At 46.1% G+C, this 18,237-nt stretch carries 14 protein-coding genes and 2 pseudogenes; 4 read left to right on the top strand and 12 right to left on the bottom strand.

What is annotated here, in order from left to right:
• Positions 1–742: 742 nt before the first annotated feature.
• Positions 743–1,597 (top strand): hypothetical protein, encoded by an 855-nt coding sequence (locus JGK11_RS29715; RefSeq protein ID WP_293186135.1) that lies wholly within the window; start codon positions 743–745, stop codon positions 1,595–1,597.
• A gap of 223 nt (positions 1,598–1,820) precedes the next feature.
• On the opposite strand, the gene JGK11_RS29710 is transcribed toward JGK11_RS29715, so the two are convergent.
• The 7 genes and pseudogenes from JGK11_RS29710 to metK form a co-directional block, all read right to left on the bottom strand.
• Positions 1,821–3,788, bottom strand: coding sequence for a HAMP domain-containing sensor histidine kinase (locus JGK11_RS29710; protein ID WP_293208697.1), 1,968 nt, complete (start codon positions 3,786–3,788; stop codon positions 1,821–1,823).
• Positions 3,789–4,134: 346 nt separating this feature from the next.
• The gene (locus JGK11_RS29705) at positions 4,135–4,425 is read right to left on the bottom strand and encodes a hypothetical protein (RefSeq protein WP_293186133.1); all 291 of its coding nucleotides are present in this window, start codon (positions 4,423–4,425) and stop codon (positions 4,135–4,137) included.
• Positions 4,422–5,225, bottom strand: a pseudogene (locus tag JGK11_RS29700) (transposase); the annotation flags it as partial. The pseudogene JGK11_RS29700 and the gene JGK11_RS29705, both read right to left, overlap by 4 nt.
• Before the next feature lie 117 nt (positions 5,226–5,342).
• Positions 5,343–5,780, bottom strand: a pseudogene (locus JGK11_RS29695) (RNA-guided endonuclease TnpB family protein); the annotation flags it as partial.
• 189 nt (positions 5,781–5,969) lie between these two features.
• Complete coding sequence (locus JGK11_RS29690) at positions 5,970–7,844, bottom strand: HEAT repeat domain-containing protein (protein WP_293193413.1); 1,875 nt, start codon at positions 7,842–7,844, stop codon at positions 5,970–5,972.
• Between the two features lie 335 nt (positions 7,845–8,179).
• On the bottom strand, positions 8,180–9,346 hold the full coding sequence (locus tag JGK11_RS29685) for a family 10 glycosylhydrolase (RefSeq protein ID WP_293186128.1): 1,167 nt from the start codon (positions 9,344–9,346) through the stop codon (positions 8,180–8,182).
• Between the two features lie 427 nt (positions 9,347–9,773).
• Positions 9,774–11,036, bottom strand: a complete 1,263-nt coding sequence (gene metK / locus JGK11_RS29680; protein WP_293186127.1) for a methionine adenosyltransferase — start codon at positions 11,034–11,036, stop codon at positions 9,774–9,776.
• A gap of 296 nt (positions 11,037–11,332) precedes the next feature.
• Here metK and JGK11_RS29675 point away from each other — a divergent pair, with 296 nt between their 5' ends.
• On the top strand, positions 11,333–13,057 hold the full coding sequence (locus tag JGK11_RS29675) for an AAA-like domain-containing protein (RefSeq protein ID WP_293186126.1): 1,725 nt from the start codon (positions 11,333–11,335) through the stop codon (positions 13,055–13,057).
• A gap of 199 nt (positions 13,058–13,256) precedes the next feature.
• Here the strand turns inward: JGK11_RS29675 and JGK11_RS29670 are convergent, their stop codons facing one another.
• Positions 13,257–13,604, bottom strand: a complete 348-nt coding sequence (locus tag JGK11_RS29670; RefSeq protein WP_293186125.1) for a rhodanese-like domain-containing protein — start codon at positions 13,602–13,604, stop codon at positions 13,257–13,259.
• 328 nt (positions 13,605–13,932) lie between these two features.
• Entirely contained in the window at positions 13,933–14,541 is a 609-nt protein-coding gene (locus tag JGK11_RS29665; RefSeq protein ID WP_293186123.1) for a hypothetical protein, read from the bottom strand.
• On the opposite strand from JGK11_RS29665, the gene JGK11_RS29660 reads away from it, so the two are divergent.
• Together JGK11_RS29660 and rpsD are read left to right on the top strand one after the other, a co-directional pair.
• Entirely contained in the window at positions 14,540–14,665 is a 126-nt protein-coding gene (locus tag JGK11_RS29660) for a hypothetical protein (protein WP_293186122.1), read from the top strand. The genes JGK11_RS29665 and JGK11_RS29660 overlap by 2 nt on opposite strands.
• 72 nt (positions 14,666–14,737) lie before the next feature.
• The gene (rpsD, locus tag JGK11_RS29655; RefSeq protein ID WP_293143096.1) at positions 14,738–15,346 is read left to right on the top strand and encodes a 30S ribosomal protein S4; all 609 of its coding nucleotides are present in this window, start codon (positions 14,738–14,740) and stop codon (positions 15,344–15,346) included.
• Positions 15,347–15,776: 430 nt separating this feature from the next.
• Here the strand turns inward: rpsD and JGK11_RS29650 are convergent, their stop codons facing one another.
• The 3 genes from JGK11_RS29650 to JGK11_RS29640 form a co-directional block, all read right to left on the bottom strand.
• Positions 15,777–17,207, bottom strand: a complete 1,431-nt coding sequence (locus JGK11_RS29650) for an MFS transporter (RefSeq protein WP_293208684.1) — start codon at positions 17,205–17,207, stop codon at positions 15,777–15,779.
• 26 nt (positions 17,208–17,233) lie between these two features.
• A complete protein-coding gene (locus JGK11_RS29645) occupies positions 17,234–17,374 on the bottom strand; it encodes a hypothetical protein (RefSeq protein WP_293214028.1) in 141 nt (46 codons plus the stop codon).
• A gap of 237 nt (positions 17,375–17,611) precedes the next feature.
• A complete protein-coding gene (locus JGK11_RS29640) occupies positions 17,612–18,181 on the bottom strand; it encodes a hypothetical protein (RefSeq protein ID WP_293214026.1) in 570 nt (189 codons plus the stop codon).
• Positions 18,182–18,237 lie beyond the last annotated feature (56 nt).

Raw genomic sequence — 18,237 nt, 5'->3', positions numbered from 1 at the left:
TCCGTTGGTGCCGCACCCTTAGAAGTATTGAAAGAGTATATTAGAAATCAAGAAAAGCCGTCCTAAAAGGACGGGGCTTGTATCCCATTTTCTTGGTCAGTGTTGGCTGCTATGTGATGTAGTAGCTATCGATCGCACCATTCGCGATCGCTGGAGAATTGAGAATCTACTGCACTGGTGTTAAATATCACCTTGAGGAAGAGATGGCGACGATGAATGGGTAGCACTTTATAGGGCATTTTTTGGCCCTTACTGACCATAGGGGCGATCGACAACCAGAAAAAATACAGTAATCCAGAACTATAAATGATACTATAGCCAGCAGTCAAAAATCCTGTAATGTTTGTAGTGGAAATCCCGCTGCGATCGGTATTTCAGCTCCTGGGACACCGCCCCTAAATACTTGCACAAATGATTGAAGCTCGCCATACACCCATACGGTTGGGTTAAGACTGTCATGCAGTCAAAACGATGTAAAAAATAGACTCTGGGATTATTTTCCTAGCCTTTACCGAAGCGATCGCACAAGAGCGTTTTTCTCTTCCGACAACCCCTAGGCGAAGCGTATTGCGTTATACACTACCAATCCCAGATACTGAAAAATTTGGATAATTTTTTATAGTAGAACTTGACAGGACAAACCATATGCGGCATTTTGGGGTGGAATCAGGTGTTTGTGGGAGATTTCCGCGTTCAGGGTTTAAAGGTAAATCTTCAATGAATAAACTAAGGAGAGTATAGAGTGGCAAAGGCACTTGTTACGCTAGCAATAGGCAAGAACTATGAACTCATGTTCGAGAAACATTGTAGGTCTCTATGGCAGCACTATGCTGAAAAATATCAATTTGAAGTTGTTGTTTTGACACAACCGTTAGATAATTCGTCCAAGGCTCAGTCTAGAAATCCATCATGGCAAAAGTGCTTAATTTTGTCAGAACCCAGTCTTCAAAAATACGATCAAGTTGTTTGGGTCGATGCTGATATATTGATTAACCCAAACAGTCCCGATATTACCGAGGGAGTTCCACTAGAGAAGATTGGGGCAGTCGATGATTATGCAACTCCTAGTAGAGCAGATCACGAGATTTGCCTGAAAAGACTTTATGATTTTTGGTCTAAGAATGGTATCGAATACATAGACAACCTTTCTCCTACAGCTTTTTACAAAAGTTTTGGGATAGATGCAGAATTTCAATCCGTTGTACAAGCCGGAGTTATGGTGCTTTCTCCTCGTTATCATCGAGAATTGCTGGAGTATGTTTATCACTCCTATGAAGACAAAGGTTCGGGAGAATGGAACTATGAAATGCGCCCATTGAGCTATGAGATATTGATGCAGGGTATTGAGTGCTGGATTTCTCCAAAATTCAATATGCCTTGGCCTTTAATCCAGCAATTTCTGTACCCCTTTCTAAGTTCGAGAGACAACATAGTACAAAAGGGATTACAAAAAATTGGTTTAAATCCTAAGGCTTCACTAATTTCTAAATGTGTAACAACAGCATTTTTCAATAACTATTTCCTTCATTTTGCTGGAGGAACTACTGGTGACATGAAATATGTTGATACAAAAGTCACTTCAATATTTGACCTTTGATCGAGCTTTCAGAAGTTATATAGCAATTCTCAAGTGAGTCAGGTACAGATTGGCAATTGACAAAAAGTAAGACAACTGGCGAGAAACTCACGAAACTCGATCGCAGTCATACCTCATCACGCCCAGAAAAGCTACATTCAATACACCAGTCAATTCAACTGGTAGGGTGTCCAAGAGCTTGATTCTTTCCTGTTTTTCGCTTCGCACCCTACCCCTGTGTTAACTAACTATTTCCTGCTGGTATGCGTACAGTGAAAATAGACCCTTCGCCCTCCTCGCTTTCGACCAAAATCTCGCCGCCCATCATCTGACAGTAGTGGCGGCTAATTGTCAGCCCCAATCCAGTCCCACCGTACTGGCGCGCCGCCGAAGAATCAGCTTGCGCGAAGGCTTCAAACAATTTTTGCTGTTGTTGGGGAGACATTCCAATGCCGGTATCTTTAACTCGAAAGCAAATCCAATCCGATGCTTGAACATTCGCAACTGGACAAGCAATCAAACTCGATTTCGCCTCGCCCGCAACCATTAAATTTTCAACACCCGACAGATGCGCTACATTCGATTCTCCGGTTCCCTCAACACGGCTGACGCTGACTTTCACTATCCCATTTTTGGTGAACTTAGCAGCATTGTTCAGCAGGTGCAGCAGGACTTTTCGCACTTTTGCTAAATCTGCGTGCATAGTGCCAACAGTTTGACTGTCACACTCTATTTCTAAAACATTGCCATTCTGTTGTAAAGACAATTTTACCGCCATTGACATGTGATCGAGCAGGGATTCGATGTCAAACTCTTCGATGTCGAGGTTCATTCCCCCCGCTTGAATTTTTGACAAATCGAGGATGTCGTTAACCAAAGATAGCAGGTGCGTGCCTGCATTCTGAATCTTGTCTAAGTCGGTAACAAAATCTTTGTACCCGGAATCTCTGGCATCTTCTAAAAGTAGTTGACTGTAGCCGATAATCGCATTTAAAGGCGTCCGCAACTCGTGACTCATATTGGCTAAAAAGTGGCTTTTAGCAGTGGTAGCCACTAAAGCATCTTCCTTAGCTTGTGCCAATTCTTTTGTATGTTCGGAAACTCGCTCGATCAGGTGATTGAGAGATACAGCTAACGAGCTTATTTCGTCTTGTCCGCTGACGGGGGCTCGCAAATCAAAATTCGACTCGGCGGCGACTTGTTGAGCCACCTGAGTGACGCTGACGACTGGTTTGGCGATCGCCCTACTGGTGCGGCAAGCCACTATTCCAGCCAGCCCTACCGACAGCAGCATACTAATCATAATTATGCCCTTTTCGATTCCTTGGGCAGCCTGCATCACTGCACCGCCTTGGCGCTCTTGCTGCTGGGCAATATCGAGGATTTTGCTCAATTCCTGAAGGTGTCCCTCAAGCTGTTTTGCACCTTCTCCGCTTTCTGTGGCCAACAATTTTCGGATCGACTCTATCTTCCGAGGCGACAGTTGCGATTGCTGGACTTGCAGCAAAGTTGAGTTGAGAGTATCGGCGTAGGATTCTAAATTTTCCGTGCAATCTTGGAGTAAAGTTTTGAGAGCTTCCGGCTTGGCTGCGAGCCAAGCTGGTTGGCTTTCGGCAAATTTTTCGATACGCAACCGCAGGTTTTTAGCCTTAACAATACTGTTGATAAACTGCTGTTTTTGCAGTTCCAACTTAGGGGAATTGTCTACAAAAGAATCTAGCTGTGCTCCCTGCAATTGTGCCGCCAGTGCTGCATCTTTAAAGTTACCGATCAATTGTGCTTGTATGTGAGCATCATTGAGTTGTCTCAATCCTTTTTCTTGGTGGTACTCAGCGATTGTGAGTCCGCTCAGCGAGCCAACAAATCCGATTCCTATTGCTAGCAAATACCCGCCACTGATTTTTTTGTCTATGGGCAGACAGCCAAGCTTAAAAGACAAGTTTTTGGTAAGTTTCAAGGAGGGTTGTTTTGCCAGATTGTGGAGCGATGATTGTTTGGGTTCGGTTTCTACAGAAGCAAATTGTGCGGAAATAAAGGGCCACATCCGTTTACCTAAATTGCTATTTTCGGGGTTATTTGTTTGCGGTAATACAGCTTTTTCCTGCTGGCTCAATGGTTGCAAATCTGGATTTGCCTCGCCCTTGCCTTGCCAAGCACCAACCGATAAACCTACTTCGTTGCGTGTTTTTTTGAGCAAATTTGTTTTTGACATATGCAACCGCTGTATTCTGTGAAAATTTACCACGCTCGTAAGTTCTCCAAAGGGAAAAGCTTGTGTGTTTTCCAGTAGACATCTGCGAAAAAGTATCTGAAACTCTTGTCGAGTCAGGGCAGAAGCTTAAATTCGGTTGATGTCTAATAGATAATTAGGCTGTTGATGGCTGTTGCCAAATTACTTTTTCGACTGGTAAAAGTCTCCAGCAGGCAAAAAAAGAAAGATTTATCCCGGCAGTGAATTATTGCCACATGAATTTTTACAGGCAGAAAATTCTGTCTGATGCGTTTTGCCTGTGAGTAGCCCAAAGCTGATATTGTCTCTTGACAATGCACCCGATTCCTCAGCTTTGGGGTGTTGCTACCAGCAATGCGACGATTGCTTGACGGTTTTTGTTGCGTATCCGACTAATACATACCACAGAATGTGACAAATGTGGCTGCCGATCGCGCTTCTGCACTAAGAGCGATCGACTTTTGGCATCGCTGCCCCGCAAGTCGTGTAAATCGAGTATAACTTTAGGGCTTACGAAAAGAAACCGCGTTTCTACGGTTAACTGTTGCACTTGCGAGTTCTCTCTGTGCCGACAGTTAATTCGATCGCTCCTATTAATAGCTGGTAAAAGTATAGTCATTTATAGACATGGGAGGCTTCAATTCCCTCCCCCTTCACTTTTACTTTGAGCGGATTAACCCGCCTCGGCTGAACTACGCCCACGACGTATCCCATCGCCGAACGCATTTGGGATTGCTTTTCTGAGAATGTTAACCGTTTTCCGGTAAATACAGGTTCTGTTTTTGTTTTTCCGTAAACAGGAATTGGATCTAAGCCCAAGAAATTGGCTTTGGAGGTAAAAGATTCCTCCTGTACGATTACCTTGATTCCAACTAAAAAAGCTTTGTATTCCAGCATCTCAATTAATCGAGCGTGAGGAATGCTGACAAAGTTTTGGTTAGTTTGCTTCCCCATATTGATCTCGGTTTTCCACTGTGCATTCTTGCCAATTACTAGCGTCCCAATTTGTTGTGCGACCAGAATATCGACAATCGTGCGACTTGTATGATGCAAGTAATTGTCTACTTTTTGATTGCGGCAGCGAGTTAAGCGTTGAATGCGTGACGATGTTTGGCGCCTCCCTTTCAATTGGGATTGCAATTGTGCTTTACGCTTGTTATAGAACTGGTTAATCGATTTCAATGGTCGTCCATTAATCAACAGTGGGATCAAACCCGGTTGATTTGAAGTTAACGCCACCAAATTATTCAGTCCTAAATCAATACTAGCTACAAAATTGTTATTTTTAGCGGTGGACTCCGGTTCACTTCGACTACGCTCAGTACAAGCATTGTAAATCACCTCAATTACATAAGCATCGCATTTTGGAACCAACCTAACTTGACAAATCCGGTCAGGATTGACTTTAGTTTTAATGGCTCTCCTGGGGTTGTGGTGCAAACTGTATCTCAATCTACAAAATTTGCAAGGTGCAAATGTTGAAACTCATATCAGAAGTCATATAAGCTTCACTTATCACCGAATACCCAGGAGAGCCGTTTTAATTGAAAATTCAGTACCAGAAAGTTTGAAAATTCCGTTTCTCAACTGTTTACTGCTAATCGCCTGAATCGTGTAAATAAGGATATTTCGACCTTTAACCTTGTCCTTGTATTTAGGTAACTTTGGACGACCCGTAAATTTTAAAGAGTCAGCTTTGTAAGCTTTGACGGCTTCAAAAAACGATTTCCAATTCTGATCTAGCACCATCAATATTTGCTGACTTACTTTAGCAGGCAAAGCCTTGTATGCGACCTGAGACTTCATCAATCGGTTCATCTCGTTGTAATTGACGTAGCCCCATCCATAAATCAAGTTCTGACGAATGACATAATTGGCGGCATTGTACAGATTTTTGGACTTGAATGCTAGTTGGTCAATCTCGACAAAACGAGGTTCCGTTGATTTAATGATATGCCTTTCTGCTAATTGCATTTGAGACTTCCGTTCTTTGGGCTATGCGTATTCCTTGTTAAACACTCTCAACAATATAATACCATTATTGTTTATAATTGCTTATAAACTCAATGAAGTTTTACAATACCAGTTCAAAAAAATAATGCAACGTTAAGCAAGCTTCAAACCCTTAGAAAATAAGTTATTCCCAAATCTAAAATCTAAAATCTAAAATCTAAAATCGGATAACTTCCCATTTCTACCCAAAGCTTCATCTGCCAATTGCACAATCCAGCGATTCGGCCTGGCTTGGGCTCTGGCGGCAAGCACCACGCCCCAAGCTTCTTGTTCTTTGCCCCGGCCCAACAGGGCAGCACAAACAGTCAAAGCTGCGGCTGTTGAACGGCTGATGCCACTTTGACAGCAGACGAGCAATTTGCCGGGGTGCGCCGATATTTGGCGGGCGAAGTCAATAATTTGGAGTACGTCATCAATTGTAGCCAAGACGCGATCGGGGTCGTCAACGGGGGTTTCGAGGTCGTTAAATTCTAACCGCAATCGGTTAGGGACTTTGTGAAAAGTTTTGGGATCTGGTACGCCCGGAGTGCCGATCGAGATTAAGTATTGGAGATTCCGGCCCGCAGGGCGATCGATAATATATTCGGTGGCTTCTGCTTCCGAAGCAATCTGGATTTGCGACAGTTTTTCACCCGAGACATCCGTAGCAGATTCCTGCTCAAAATAAACTGTTTTTACCTCAGCGCCGACATCCGGCAAATATTGGGCGGCGAGGGCGCGAACGTCAGCAAATTGGCGTTTTAAAGCTGCTTCCAGAGCCAAAAGAGCAGCACGAGAGCCAATTTGACCGAGGGATTTAACAGCCTTTTGGCGCACTCCAGAGGTTTCGTCTTCCAGCAGTCGCACCAAACCTGCTACAGCCTCGTCTGTCCCAATCTGCCCCAAAGCATCAGCAACTCTCCACCGCACATAGGATTCGCTGTCGCCTAGGGCGATCGCCAGTCCCGCAGCCACCATTTTTTGCAAGTTAGCATCTCCGGCTATATTGATGTTCCCGAGTGCAACAGCCGCCCTGCCGCGCACGAAAATGTCTCGATCCGAGAGCGATCGCATTACCGCCACCGCAGCCACCTCGCTGCTGATTTCCCCCAAGGCAGAAACTGCACTGCCGCGCACATCTGAGTCCTCGTGGTTGAGGGCTTGCAGCAGCCCGGCCACAGCCGTTTCGGTCCCGATTTGTCCCAAGGCCTCGGCGGCCCTCAAAGAAACGGCATAGGAGTCGGGTTCGTGAAGCAATTCTACTAAGCGGGGTACTGCGTCGCGATCGCCAATTTTCCCCAAAGCCGCCGCCGCCCTAGCACGGACGAGGTGATTTTCGTCTCTGAGGGCATTCAGCAGCCCCGGAACTACCTCAGCCACCCCGATTTTCCCGCAGTTTACGGCGGCCCGCCAGCGCACCTCTGAGTCTTGATGTTTCAAGGCTTTGATCGTGGTGGGGACGGCTATTTTGGGGTTAATTTTACCCAAGGCCCAAACCGCCCAGGCGCGCACTCCGGCGGCTTTGTGGTTGAGGGCTTCGATCAGTGCTGCGGCTGCTGGTTTCGAGTCAATTTCTCCTAGGGCCCAAGCGGCCCAAGCTTGCGCTTGGGAATCGGCAGATTCGAGCACCCGCGCTAATTCAATTACTGCCGCCCTAGAGCCAATGAGGCCGATCGCCCGAATGCAATGAAGGCGCACGGCACGGTCTTTGTGGTTCAATGCTTTGACAAGCATTGGAATTGCCATATCGGAACTTGTTAGTGCCAGCAGTTGAATTTTGAGCGGCAGCGAAGTTTTAATTTTTACGATTAATCTTACTGTTTTTAGTTGAAACTCCGGCTTTACCATTCCTGCTAGCTTCGAGCCGAGTTTTAAATTTACTTTTAGGGCTAATTTTACTGCGCGCAAAGCCTGGCTTTGCTGTTCTACTTGCGGCAATATTGTCGCCAAGGTGTGCATCCCTTGTTTTTGTTTCAAATATTTTTGGTTGAATTCAGCATCGCTGAGCTCTGGTAGCTGTTGGATGAGGGTTGCTACTGAGTTCATTCATTTATCCTCATATTTTGGCGATCGTTTGAGATTGCTCTTTTTAAACTCGGTTTCTTTAATAAAATACGCCTGCACCTACAAAACTCAACTGATAAAAAAACTTGCACCACTTATAAAATATGTCCGATTAGACTATTTTAACAACTCCCCAAAGATTGATTATCTGTTTTTTGGGCGATCGGCTTAACCATTAGTAGCGCTTGCTGCTTGGCATCGATGCACTGTTTGCTAGACTTGCTCTGCGCTATATCATTTTATACCAAGTTGGCTTGAGATATCGATCGACTCCGTTGAACGCAACAAACCGGAAACAGCCCGATTCCGGGAGAGTGTCAACCGTAGGGCCCATTTTTCAAAGCCTCAGCCAAAGCATTATCGTTATCCCGCAAACCTTCGTAAAAAAACAGCACTTCTCCTGGAACGCCGCGAGCACGGTTGTAAGCAATTACTTGCAACAACAGCTCCGGATTCATGCTATAATTGCCCCCTCGATTCGCCAACAGGATACCGGGAGACACACAGGACACTTGCTCGCAGGTAAGTTGTCGATCGATCAGTCGATCGAGCAATTGTTTGTAACCGTTAAAATCGCGGCGATAAAACTGCGGGTGAAGCATATCAACCAACTTTTTGTCAACCCAAGCTTGAGAATCTTGCAAATATTCTACGAATCCCCAGTCATAGGGACTCGGCGACATTGACAGCAACAAATCTGGATTAATCGCCTTCAATTCTCGGTGCAAGCGAGCGACAAAATCAGTAATTATATCAGCGCGCCAGTGCAGCCAATGTTGCTCTCTACAATTATGTGGCGCTTCTCTCCCGCACTCTTGGCGGTAGCGTTTAACCGTTTTTTCATCATAACCGCCTTCACAGGGTAGTGCAATGCGATCGTCTCCTTGAACGCCATGTACCGGATAATTCCTCGCAACTTCCAGCATCAACCCCAGCAAAAAATCTTGCACTTCCGGGTCAAGAGAATTCATCCATTCAAACTTATTTTTCTTAAGTAAATTGCCATTACAATCGCGCGCCGCCCATTCCGGTTTCTTCGCCAGCAAATGACCGCCGTTGAGATTGTAAGAACTCACAAATCCGTATTCAAACCAAGGAATAACTTTTAAACCAACTCTATTAGCCTCAACAATTAATTCTCCCAAAGGGTCGCGTCCTTGATAGCGCGCGTCAATTTCAACCCCAAATTGTTCGCGCATTATTTGAGAAGGATAAGCCGTAAAACCCCGGTTCCAAACTACAGGAAATACTGTATTAAATCCCGTATCTGCAAGAAAATTCATTGCCTCAGCAATCCGCTGTTTTGAGGTGAGAACTTTGCAGTCAGTGCTGGGTATCCAAACGCCGCGCATTCCAGTATTGTCGGCCACCAACGAACTCGGCATTGCTGCTGGATTTGGTGATAAAAATTTACCAGCAAATCGCTGTTTTAGATCCGAACCAAATCTGCGAATTGTTGACTGGAAAGAAGGAAAAAATGGCATTAGGTATGTTGTTGCGCTTCAGCGCTCTTACATATACTAAGGAGGCGTGTAAAAATAACTCGATCGAGTGCATTGCTAAACCGTATCTAATTTAAAGGCTTCAATTAAAAAGTTACACAACTTATTTTTACATGATTCCTAAGAGCGCCCAAGCGCAACTACGTACCTTTTAGTGTGCAAGCCATTAGCCGATCGCCTATACAGAAAAAAACGCACTGCTGACGAACCCTAGGGAACTTATATCATCACTCCTCGACCCAACTGGCACTCTGATAGAGGTTCATTTTTAGTTAGGTACGTAGTTGCGCTTCAGCGCTCTTAATACTAAGAGCGCTGAAGCGCAACTACGTACCTTTTGCGTACCTTTTGTCGGTTAATTACCCATAATCAAGCAATAAGGGCGCGGAGGGCGCGCCCCAACATTCTACTATACAGCTACTCCAGACAACTGCTGGCTCAAAGCTGATTTCAAAAGCTCTGCCTTATCAGTTTGCTCCCAAGGTAACTCTAGATCCGTGCGTCCGAAGTGACCGTAAGCCGCTACATCTTGGTAGAAACGACCGCCTCTTTCCGCAGGCAAATTCTGCAAGTTAAAGGTCTGAATGATGCCCGCAGGACGCAGTTCAAAATGCTGCTTCACAACTTCCAAAAGGCGATCGTCATCAACTTTACCAGTGCCAAAAGTTTCGATCATCATGCTAACAGGGCGTGCTACGCCGATCGCATAACTCAACTGCACTTCGCACTTTTCTGCCAAACCGGCCGCCACAATATTTTTAGCAACATAGCGACAAGCATAGGCCGCGCTGCGGTCTACCTTCGTGGGGTCTTTCCCTGAAAAAGCACCGCCACCGTGACGGGAATAGCCGCCGTAGGTATCCACAATAATTTTGCGGCCAGTCAAACCCGAATCTCCTTGAGGCCCGCCGACGACAAATTTGCCAGTGGGGTTGACAAGGAAGCGAGTTTCTGCATCCGGCTTGATGCTAATATCGGCAAACACGGGTTGGACAACAGCAGTCCAAAGATCTGCTTTAATCTTGGCTTGAACCGCGGCTGTTTCGGTGATATCGTCGATCGCCTCAGTGTGCTGGGTAGAAATTAAGATCGTATCAATACCAACAGGTTTCCCGTCTTCGTAAGTTACGGTAACTTGGCTTTTACCGTCCGGACGCAGGTAAGGCAATTGACCTGTTTTGCGGACTGCGGCCAGTTGACGGCAAATCCGGTGCGCTAAACTAATCGGTAAAGGCATCAATTCCGGCGTTTCGTTGCAAGCAAAACCGAACATCAAGCCTTGGTCGCCAGCGCCGATCGCATCCAACTCCTCTTCACTGGACTGTTCGCGACTTTCGTGGGCTGTATTCACCCCTTGAGCAATATCGGGAGATTGAGAGTCCAAAGCCACCAAAACCGAGCAGCTATTGGCAGAAAATCCGTTATCAGCGTGGATGTAGCCAATATCGGCTATTTTTTTCCGCGCCAATTCTATGTAATTTACCTGAGCTTTGGTGGTAATTTCGCCCGTCAGCAGCATCAAACCCGTGTTGACGACAACTTCGGCTGCGACGCGACTTTTAGGGTCTTCGGTCAGCAAGGCATCTAAGATAGTGTCTGAAATTTGATCGCAGATTTTATCGGGATGGCCTTCAGTGACCGATTCAGAGGTAAACAGGTAGCGGCGTGACAATGATTATTTCTCCTATTCGTGCGAATCTGCTTGACATTGGCGACAGACGACTGACTTTTCAGGTAGAGGCGCAGAATCATCGCGTCTCGGTCGCCAGAAAATTTGTGTCGGTCTGGTGCGAGTTTAGGCAGGGTTTGAGATTAGCTAAAGTGACACTACTATAGCAAAGTCAGTTCCGGGAAGTGCTGAAAAACTTACATTTTGTCGGATTGTCAATAAGTCTTTGACACCGATCCTCTGCCCCCCTAATCTGACAAAGGTAAGATACAGTCAGGGTATCGCCTCGCGGATGCACTATGGCAGGAATCCCAAAATCACCAAATTTAATCCAAACGGTTGCAGACCTAGAATTTCCTGGGGGCCCAATACCGCTTGACTCTCGATTTTATATCGATCGATCGCCCGTCGAAGCCCGAGCTTGTGCAGAAATTAGCAAGCCAGGGAGTCTGATTCGGATTAAAGCTCCCAGAAAAATGGGCAAAAGTTCGCTGATGCTGCGGATAATTCAAGCTGCGGTCGATCGCGGATACCGCACAGTCACTGTAGACTTTCAGCAAGCTGACGAAGCAGTTTTTGCTACCTTAGATAAATTTTTGCGCTGGCTGTGTGTCAATGTCGCTCGCCAACTCAAACTCGAACCAAATCTCGATGAAATTTGGGATGAAGATATGGGCAGCAAAGTAAGCTGCTCTCTTTACTTTGAGAACTATTTGCTCGAACAAATTGACAGTCCCCTAGTCTTGGTACTCAACGAAGTCAACCGAGTATTTGAACGCGCCAATATCGCTCAAGAATTCCTGCCGCTGCTCCGTTTTTGGTACGAACAAGCGCGACAGAGCGAAACCTGGGAAAAACTGCGAATCGCGGTCATTCACTCGACAGAAATTTATATTGCTTTGAGTCTCAATCAATCTCCATTCAATGTAGGGCTGCCGATTAAACTCTCAGAATTTAGTGCCGAACAAGTCCAAGAGTTGGCGCGCCGCCACGGACTGAACTGGAACGACAGCTATCCCGTCGAGCAATTAATGCAAATGGTAGGCGGTCATCCTTATTTAGTGCATTTAGCGCTTTATCACCTGGCAATTTTACAGCAAAACCGCCTGTCGGTTGGGGAGAATGAGTCTGGGGAGGAGCTGGGGCGAGCCGAGTTGGAAGAACTATTAAAAGCAGCTCCTACTCAAAGCGGAATTTATAGCGACTACTTGCGGAATCAGTCGATCGCCATTCAGCAGCAGCCAGAACTCGCCTGGGCATTCCAACAGGTTCTTGATGTTAAAAATAGCATTCACCTCGAACCTTTAATGGCCTATCAGTTAGATAGCATGGGACTTGTCAAATTAGCGGGCAATAACTGTAGTTTATCTTGCGAATTATATCGGCTGTATTTTCAAGAGCAAAATTTATGCGAGGACGGTTTCTCGGCTGTAGGTTTTGAGGAGTTGCAGCAAGAAAATGAAAGACTGCTAGCTTTGGTTAATGTGGACGAACTTACCCAAATTGGCAACAGACGACATTTTGACAGTTGCTTGCGAGCGGAATGGAAACATAATGCTCGCGATGAGTCTCCGATATCTTTAATTTTGTGCGACATCGATTATTTCAAAATTTATAACGATACCTACGGACATCAAGCTGGAGATAGTTGTTTGCGATCGGTAGCTCAGGCAATTCGCCGATCGCTCCAGCGTCCTGCTGATGTAGCTGCTCGCTACGGCGGTGAGGAATTTGCGATCGTTTTACCTCAAACAGATGCAGCGGGCGCTCTGCTGGTTGCCGAACGCATTAGAGCGAAAGTTAAAGCTTTGAATATTGTTTTTAACCCGGAGAGTGTTGAATGTTTGCCTAATTCTGTGGTGACAATTAGTTTGGGAATTGCTAGCGTTGTTCCCGGCCCGGAAAATGATGCAGCAACGCTGGTACTGGCGGCTGATGAGGCTCTTTATGACTCAAAAAGGCACGGGCGCGATCGGATCACTATGAGCACGCTGTTAAATTTTCGATTTGCTGCTGTTAATTAGGATTCAGATCCTGTCAGCCCAAACCCGATAATAAACAAAGGTTCGTAGTGAGGACTTTAGTCCGCATCCGGTTCGTAGTGAGGACTTTAGTCCTTTCCTAAGGTTCGTAGTGAGGACTTTAGTCCGCATCCGGTTCGTAGTGAGGACTTGCATTCCGAACGATAGAACCTATATTGCGGTAGTTAGAGCGGGCATCAGATTAATAGCGCGGCACAGTGCGATCGACCAATATTGAGTAAGCATCGATGCCACCAACGATATTTTTAACGTTGTTAAAGCCTCGATCGCTCAACCAGTGACACATTTGAGCCGATCGCACTCCGTGGTGGCACAGCACCAGGGTTTCTGTGTCGCGATTTAGTCGATCGTCAATATCACCACACCATTGGGCAAACTCGCTCAGCGGAAAAGCCACAAATCCCGGCAGCGCTGCGAGTTCAATTTCGTAAGGTTCGCGCACGTCTACAAGCTGCAATTTATCAGCATTGGTTTCTGCTAATTTGCAACCTAATTCTTCGACTGTAATTTGACCAAAAACTTCTGACATTTGATTATAACAAAGAAGGAAGAAGGAAGAAGGAAGAAGGAAGAAGGGAGAAGGTACGTAGTTGCGCTTCAGCGCTCTTTGTTTATATAAACAAGAGCGAAGAATTACAAACAGTCCTGGAAGTAATTGTCACATCAAAGGTATGTAGTTGCGCTTCAGCGCTCTTTGTTATATATAAGACAAGAGCGAAGAATTACAAACAGTCCTGGAAGTAATTGTCACATCAAAGGTATGTAGTTGCGCTTCAGCGCTCTTCGTTATATATAAGATAAGAGCGCTGAAGCGCAACTACGTACCTAATTACCATTTCCCAACTACCCATAACTAATTAATTGAGTCGCGAAGGCGGTGGAATTAGCTCCGTAGGAGGTGTCGGTGCAGGACGCCCGTCCAACTGACTCACTGTGCCCCTGGGATCGAGACAAGTGGCAACTAACCTGTCCGTGGGAAAGTCGAGCCTGCCGCTCAACCCGACTACGCATTCAGCAAATAGTTCTGGCAATAAACTGCGGCGGCACCCATCAAGAACTAACAGGGCAGCAGCAGGTTGAGTTTTAGTTTTGCTATTAATATTCACCACGCAAGTAGTTAATTCGTCGGGGCGCCTCACCCGCCGACAACTAGAGAGCGCTTCGAGACCAGAAATATTGGTTTTGCGGCTGATTTGGAGGGCGCATCTGGATATGTCGCGGGGGTGGAGCGCGTCGGCACAAGCTGCTGCTGCTTCCTCGGCACCGATTCCCGCTTCGATTAGTTCCTTAGCGCAGACGCGATAGGGATTTTGAGTTCGGGGGAATCTCAGGGTGATGGCTGATGCTGGCGAGATTGGCAGTGCTGCTGCCAACAAACTCAGCGCGACTAAGGGAGTGCCGAGAGCCAACATCCAGCGCGGTGCTGGCTTTGGGGAAGCAGTGCGGAAAAAATTGGGGTTTTGCATGGCAGCTCGGTTTGTGAGTTTTTTGGGCTGGTTGGGTCGATCGCTCGATCGGCTTTTACTTCAAAATTTACCGCACATTACGGATGGCTGCGGTCGATCGATTTTTTTTATCGATTTTTGTTAGAATTTTCACCCTTATCAACATATAATATAGAGTCTGCATAAAATTGCATACAGAGATTAGAGAGGAAAATAAATGTCTCGATATCGAGGCCCCCGATTAAGAATCGTCCGTCGCCTGAAAGAGTTGCCGGGTCTAACCCGCAAAACTCCCAGACGGGATTATCCGCCTGGGCAGCACGGTCAAAACCGCAAAAAGCTCTCTGAGTACGCGGTTCGCTTACAAGAAAAGCAAAAACTACGTTTCAATTACGGTGTGACGGAACGCCAATTGCTCCGTTATGTCCGCAAAGCCCGCCGTGTGACGGGTTCCACAGGTCAAGTGTTACTGCAATTTTTGGAAATGCGCTTGGACAATACTGTGTTTCGGATGGGAATGGCTCCAACCATTCCGTCCGCTAGACAATTGGTAAATCACGGTCACATTACTGTGAACGATCGTGAAGTCAACATCGCTAGCTATCAGTGCAAGCCTGGTGAAGTGATTGCAGTCAAAAATAGAGAGCGCTCGCGCACGATGGTTGAAGCTAATCTCAAAGATCCAGGCTTGGCTCACTTGCCCAGTCACTTGGAATTTGATAAGCAAAAACTGGTTGGCAAAGTTAACGGCATTGTCGAACGTGAGTGGATTGCTCTTCAGATTAACGAACTGCTAGTGGTTGAATACTACTCGCGTCAAGCTTAATTTATTAGTCATCAGTCGTTGGTCATTAGTCATCAGTTAGTTGTTAGTAAGTAGTTAATAATTGGGTTCGTCCCCAGTTATTAGTTAATTACTACTGAATAATGAAGACTAAGGACTGAGGACTAATTTTTTAGGAATAAATGGCTATGCTGAAGGCTGAAAAAAGCTTTGTGACGGTCAACAATTAACTTTTAACAGTTAATTGTTGGCCGTTATATTATTTATGTCCGCTCAATGCCCGGAATCTGTAACGGTTTGTAGTAAGGACTTTAGTCGTAATAATGATGCGGACTAAAGTCCTCACTACAAACCAGTTAGTCGTAATAATGATGCGGACTAAAGTCCTCACTACAAACTGGTTAGTTATAGTAATGATGCGGGCTGAAGTCCGAACGATCAAACCGGACGATAGTTCTCGGAGGACATTATATTAATCGTTGAATTTGAACCGTAGAAAAGTCGGGACGATCGCCCTTAGCGACAAACTACGCGGTTCTCGAACCAAAATTAAAGGCAGCAAGCCCACCAGCCTCACAGCAGCCGAAAGGGCAAACAGTGCGCCCAAACTCATGCCCGGAAGTTCGGCAAGAAAGCCGCCGGCGGTAGTTCCCAAAGCCCCAGTTACTCCCGAAACTGCTGCGGCGATCGCAAAATAAGTCGATGGTTGTTCGATCGGCGCTATCTCCATTTGAATATTGTTCGTACACAGCCCGATCGCCCCTATAGTCGTTCCCCCGAGCAAGTGCAGCAGCGGCAACCACACCCACACCGCAAACGGGTAATTGCCCGTACCCAACCACAGCAAAGGCGTCACCGCTACCACCAGCCCCACCGCAATTAGCAAGGGGCGATTTCCCCAGCGATCGGCCAACTTGCCCCAAAACATCAACAGCAGCAGGTTTGCCCCGGAACTCAAGCTGTTGTAAACCGTTACCAAACTGACATCCAAGCTTAAATCTTTTAGCAGGTAGATATTAAAAAAAGGCGCGCTGAGATTAACTGCAAACGTCCACACGCTAAAGTAAATCAGAAACATTAAAAAATTAGAATTTTTCAGCACCGAAGGCACAAAATCTGTTAAAATTTTTTCTTTTTTGTCGGGAACTCGATCGCTTTCTGCATCTTTTGGGTATGCCTGCGGGTTCACATCCACCATGAAGAATTGATACCCCAAACTAATCATTCCCGCCACAACACCCAAAAATAAAACCACACCGTAGCCCAAAATTGGATCTGCGCCCCAAGTTGACATCAACAGTCCCATCAGTGGCACTCCTAGCAAAGTAACTAAGCTAGTAGCACTGTTGCGAAATCCAAAATAGCGTCCCCGCAAACGGTGAGGAACCACCGCAGCCATCCAACTAAACCAATTAGAAGTAGCAAAAGCTGCCAGCACGCTAGCGGCGATGACAGTGACCAGAGTCCACTGGAGCAATTGTTGGGGATCTGCGTGCTGTCGGCCCCAAACAATTGCGATGACGAGCACTAGCCACAGCAGCCGCGACACGCCGAATATTCCTAGGTTGTACCAGTGGCGGCTGGTTGTGCGATCGGCGATGTATGCTCCTAATGGTTGCAGGAGATTTACCAGCATCGGAATAGCAGATAATATACCTATTTCCACGCTGCTCGCGCCGACTTGCAGCAAGAAGTTGCTCAGCAGCAGACCGGTAGTCGCCGACTCGAAGACAGCGGCAAAAACTCCCTCTATAGTTGAGGCTTTGAGGGTGGCTCGAATGTCTTGTTTAGAAATTTTGAGAGCTGTTTTTGGAGGTAGAACGAGCGGAGATATTGTCTTTTCTAGTATTTCAGGAGTCTGAAGACAGAGAGGTTCATTTAACTCTGCAACTGGTTCAACCATAGTCATAGGATTTTAGATTTTAGATTTTAGATTTTAGATTTTAGAATTGCAAAATCCTTGCTCTGTAAAGGTTTTGCGCTTGATTCTGATGAAATTATTTTGATACCAGAAAGAATTGGTTGAAAGCGCCAAGCGCGATCGGGAGAAATTAAAATCAGACGATTCATTACTCCAATCCTCTTCCTTCCAGGTAGAGGTCGCTCTGAAACTGTCAACTGTCAACTGTCAACTGTCAACTGTCAACTGAAGCCCTGGCGTCCAGACAATTTAATCTTTCTGCTGGGAATTGCTGAGTTCACGTAGTAAGATAAAGCCAGCCGCGCTTTCAAGATGTTAGCTTGAAAGCTAGACTGGCACTTCCGGGTAATTGTTATGAATATAGATGACAATCGATCGCTGGGACATCAACCGGTTGGAAGATATAATTTTGCAAATTGTAAAAAAGTAGGTTTTACCGCTTCACAAGGAAGCGATCGCAACATTTTGTCTGTCAAAAATTGCTCGAATTCCCCCTCGAACAAGTCGCCCCAAGGGCCAAAACAAATTTCGCGCGAGATCCTCCACTCGGCTCTCAAACCTATATAGGTGGCTAAATCTATAGAATCAAAGACGATCGACTTGCCGAGTATAGCTGCTAACTCCAGCCCTCGGGCCAGCACGGCTATTCCATCTGGGGCGACAACATCCACTTGCTGCATATCCACAACAACTCTCAGAGCGGCCATTTCCAAAGCTTGCTCCAAATTAATTTGGAAATCTAGGACAGCGATGCCACCGAGACAGCCCTTGGGTTGCAAAACAATGGTGTGGGATGCGGTGGTTTCGGGAGCGAGTTGAGCCGTTAAATCCGAAACAAATGACGGCATGATGGTAGTGGCGGTCATTATCTCTGTTCCCCCTCGGAGGCGATCGCCATAGCTGTACTCAGCACGGGGTTTGAAACTGTAACTTAATTTATGGACAAAGCTACCCATCCTTGACTATTTGGGTAGCTTTGTCCGCAACTCGGGCGATCGCACGAGACTATTTG

The organism is Microcoleus sp. PH2017_34_RAT_O_A (genome assembly GCF_020737885.1).
GTDB lineage: Bacteria > Cyanobacteriota > Cyanobacteriia > Cyanobacteriales > Microcoleaceae > Microcoleus.
Note: the sequence above shows the minus strand (reverse complement) of the source record. Positions and strands in the feature narration are given on the sequence as shown.

Bases quoted from the DNA above. Each gene is read 5' to 3' on its own strand.
- JGK11_RS29710 (WP_293208697.1), bottom strand. From the start codon at position 3,788: ATGTCAAAAACAAATTTGCTCAAAAAAACACGCAACGAAGTAGGTTTA.
- JGK11_RS29705 (WP_293186133.1), bottom strand. From the start codon at position 4,425: ATGACTATACTTTTACCAGCTATTAATAGGAGCGATCGAATTAACTGT.
- JGK11_RS29690 (WP_293193413.1), bottom strand. From the start codon at position 7,844: ATGAACTCAGTAGCAACCCTCATCCAACAGCTACCAGAGCTCAGCGAT.
- JGK11_RS29685 (WP_293186128.1), bottom strand. From the start codon at position 9,346: ATGCCATTTTTTCCTTCTTTCCAGTCAACAATTCGCAGATTTGGTTCG.
- JGK11_RS29675 (WP_293186126.1), top strand. From the start codon at position 11,333: ATGGCAGGAATCCCAAAATCACCAAATTTAATCCAAACGGTTGCAGAC.
- JGK11_RS29670 (WP_293186125.1), bottom strand. From the start codon at position 13,604: ATGTCAGAAGTTTTTGGTCAAATTACAGTCGAAGAATTAGGTTGCAAA.
- JGK11_RS29660 (WP_293186122.1), top strand. From the start codon at position 14,540: ATGGCAGCTCGGTTTGTGAGTTTTTTGGGCTGGTTGGGTCGATCGCTC.
- JGK11_RS29665 (WP_293186123.1), bottom strand. From the start codon at position 14,541: ATGCAAAACCCCAATTTTTTCCGCACTGCTTCCCCAAAGCCAGCACCG.
- rpsD (WP_293143096.1), top strand. From the start codon at position 14,738: ATGTCTCGATATCGAGGCCCCCGATTAAGAATCGTCCGTCGCCTGAAA.
- JGK11_RS29650 (WP_293208684.1), bottom strand. From the start codon at position 17,207: ATGGTTGAACCAGTTGCAGAGTTAAATGAACCTCTCTGTCTTCAGACT.
- JGK11_RS29645 (WP_293214028.1), bottom strand. From the start codon at position 17,374: ATGAATCGTCTGATTTTAATTTCTCCCGATCGCGCTTGGCGCTTTCAA.
- JGK11_RS29640 (WP_293214026.1), bottom strand. From the start codon at position 18,181: ATGGGTAGCTTTGTCCATAAATTAAGTTACAGTTTCAAACCCCGTGCT.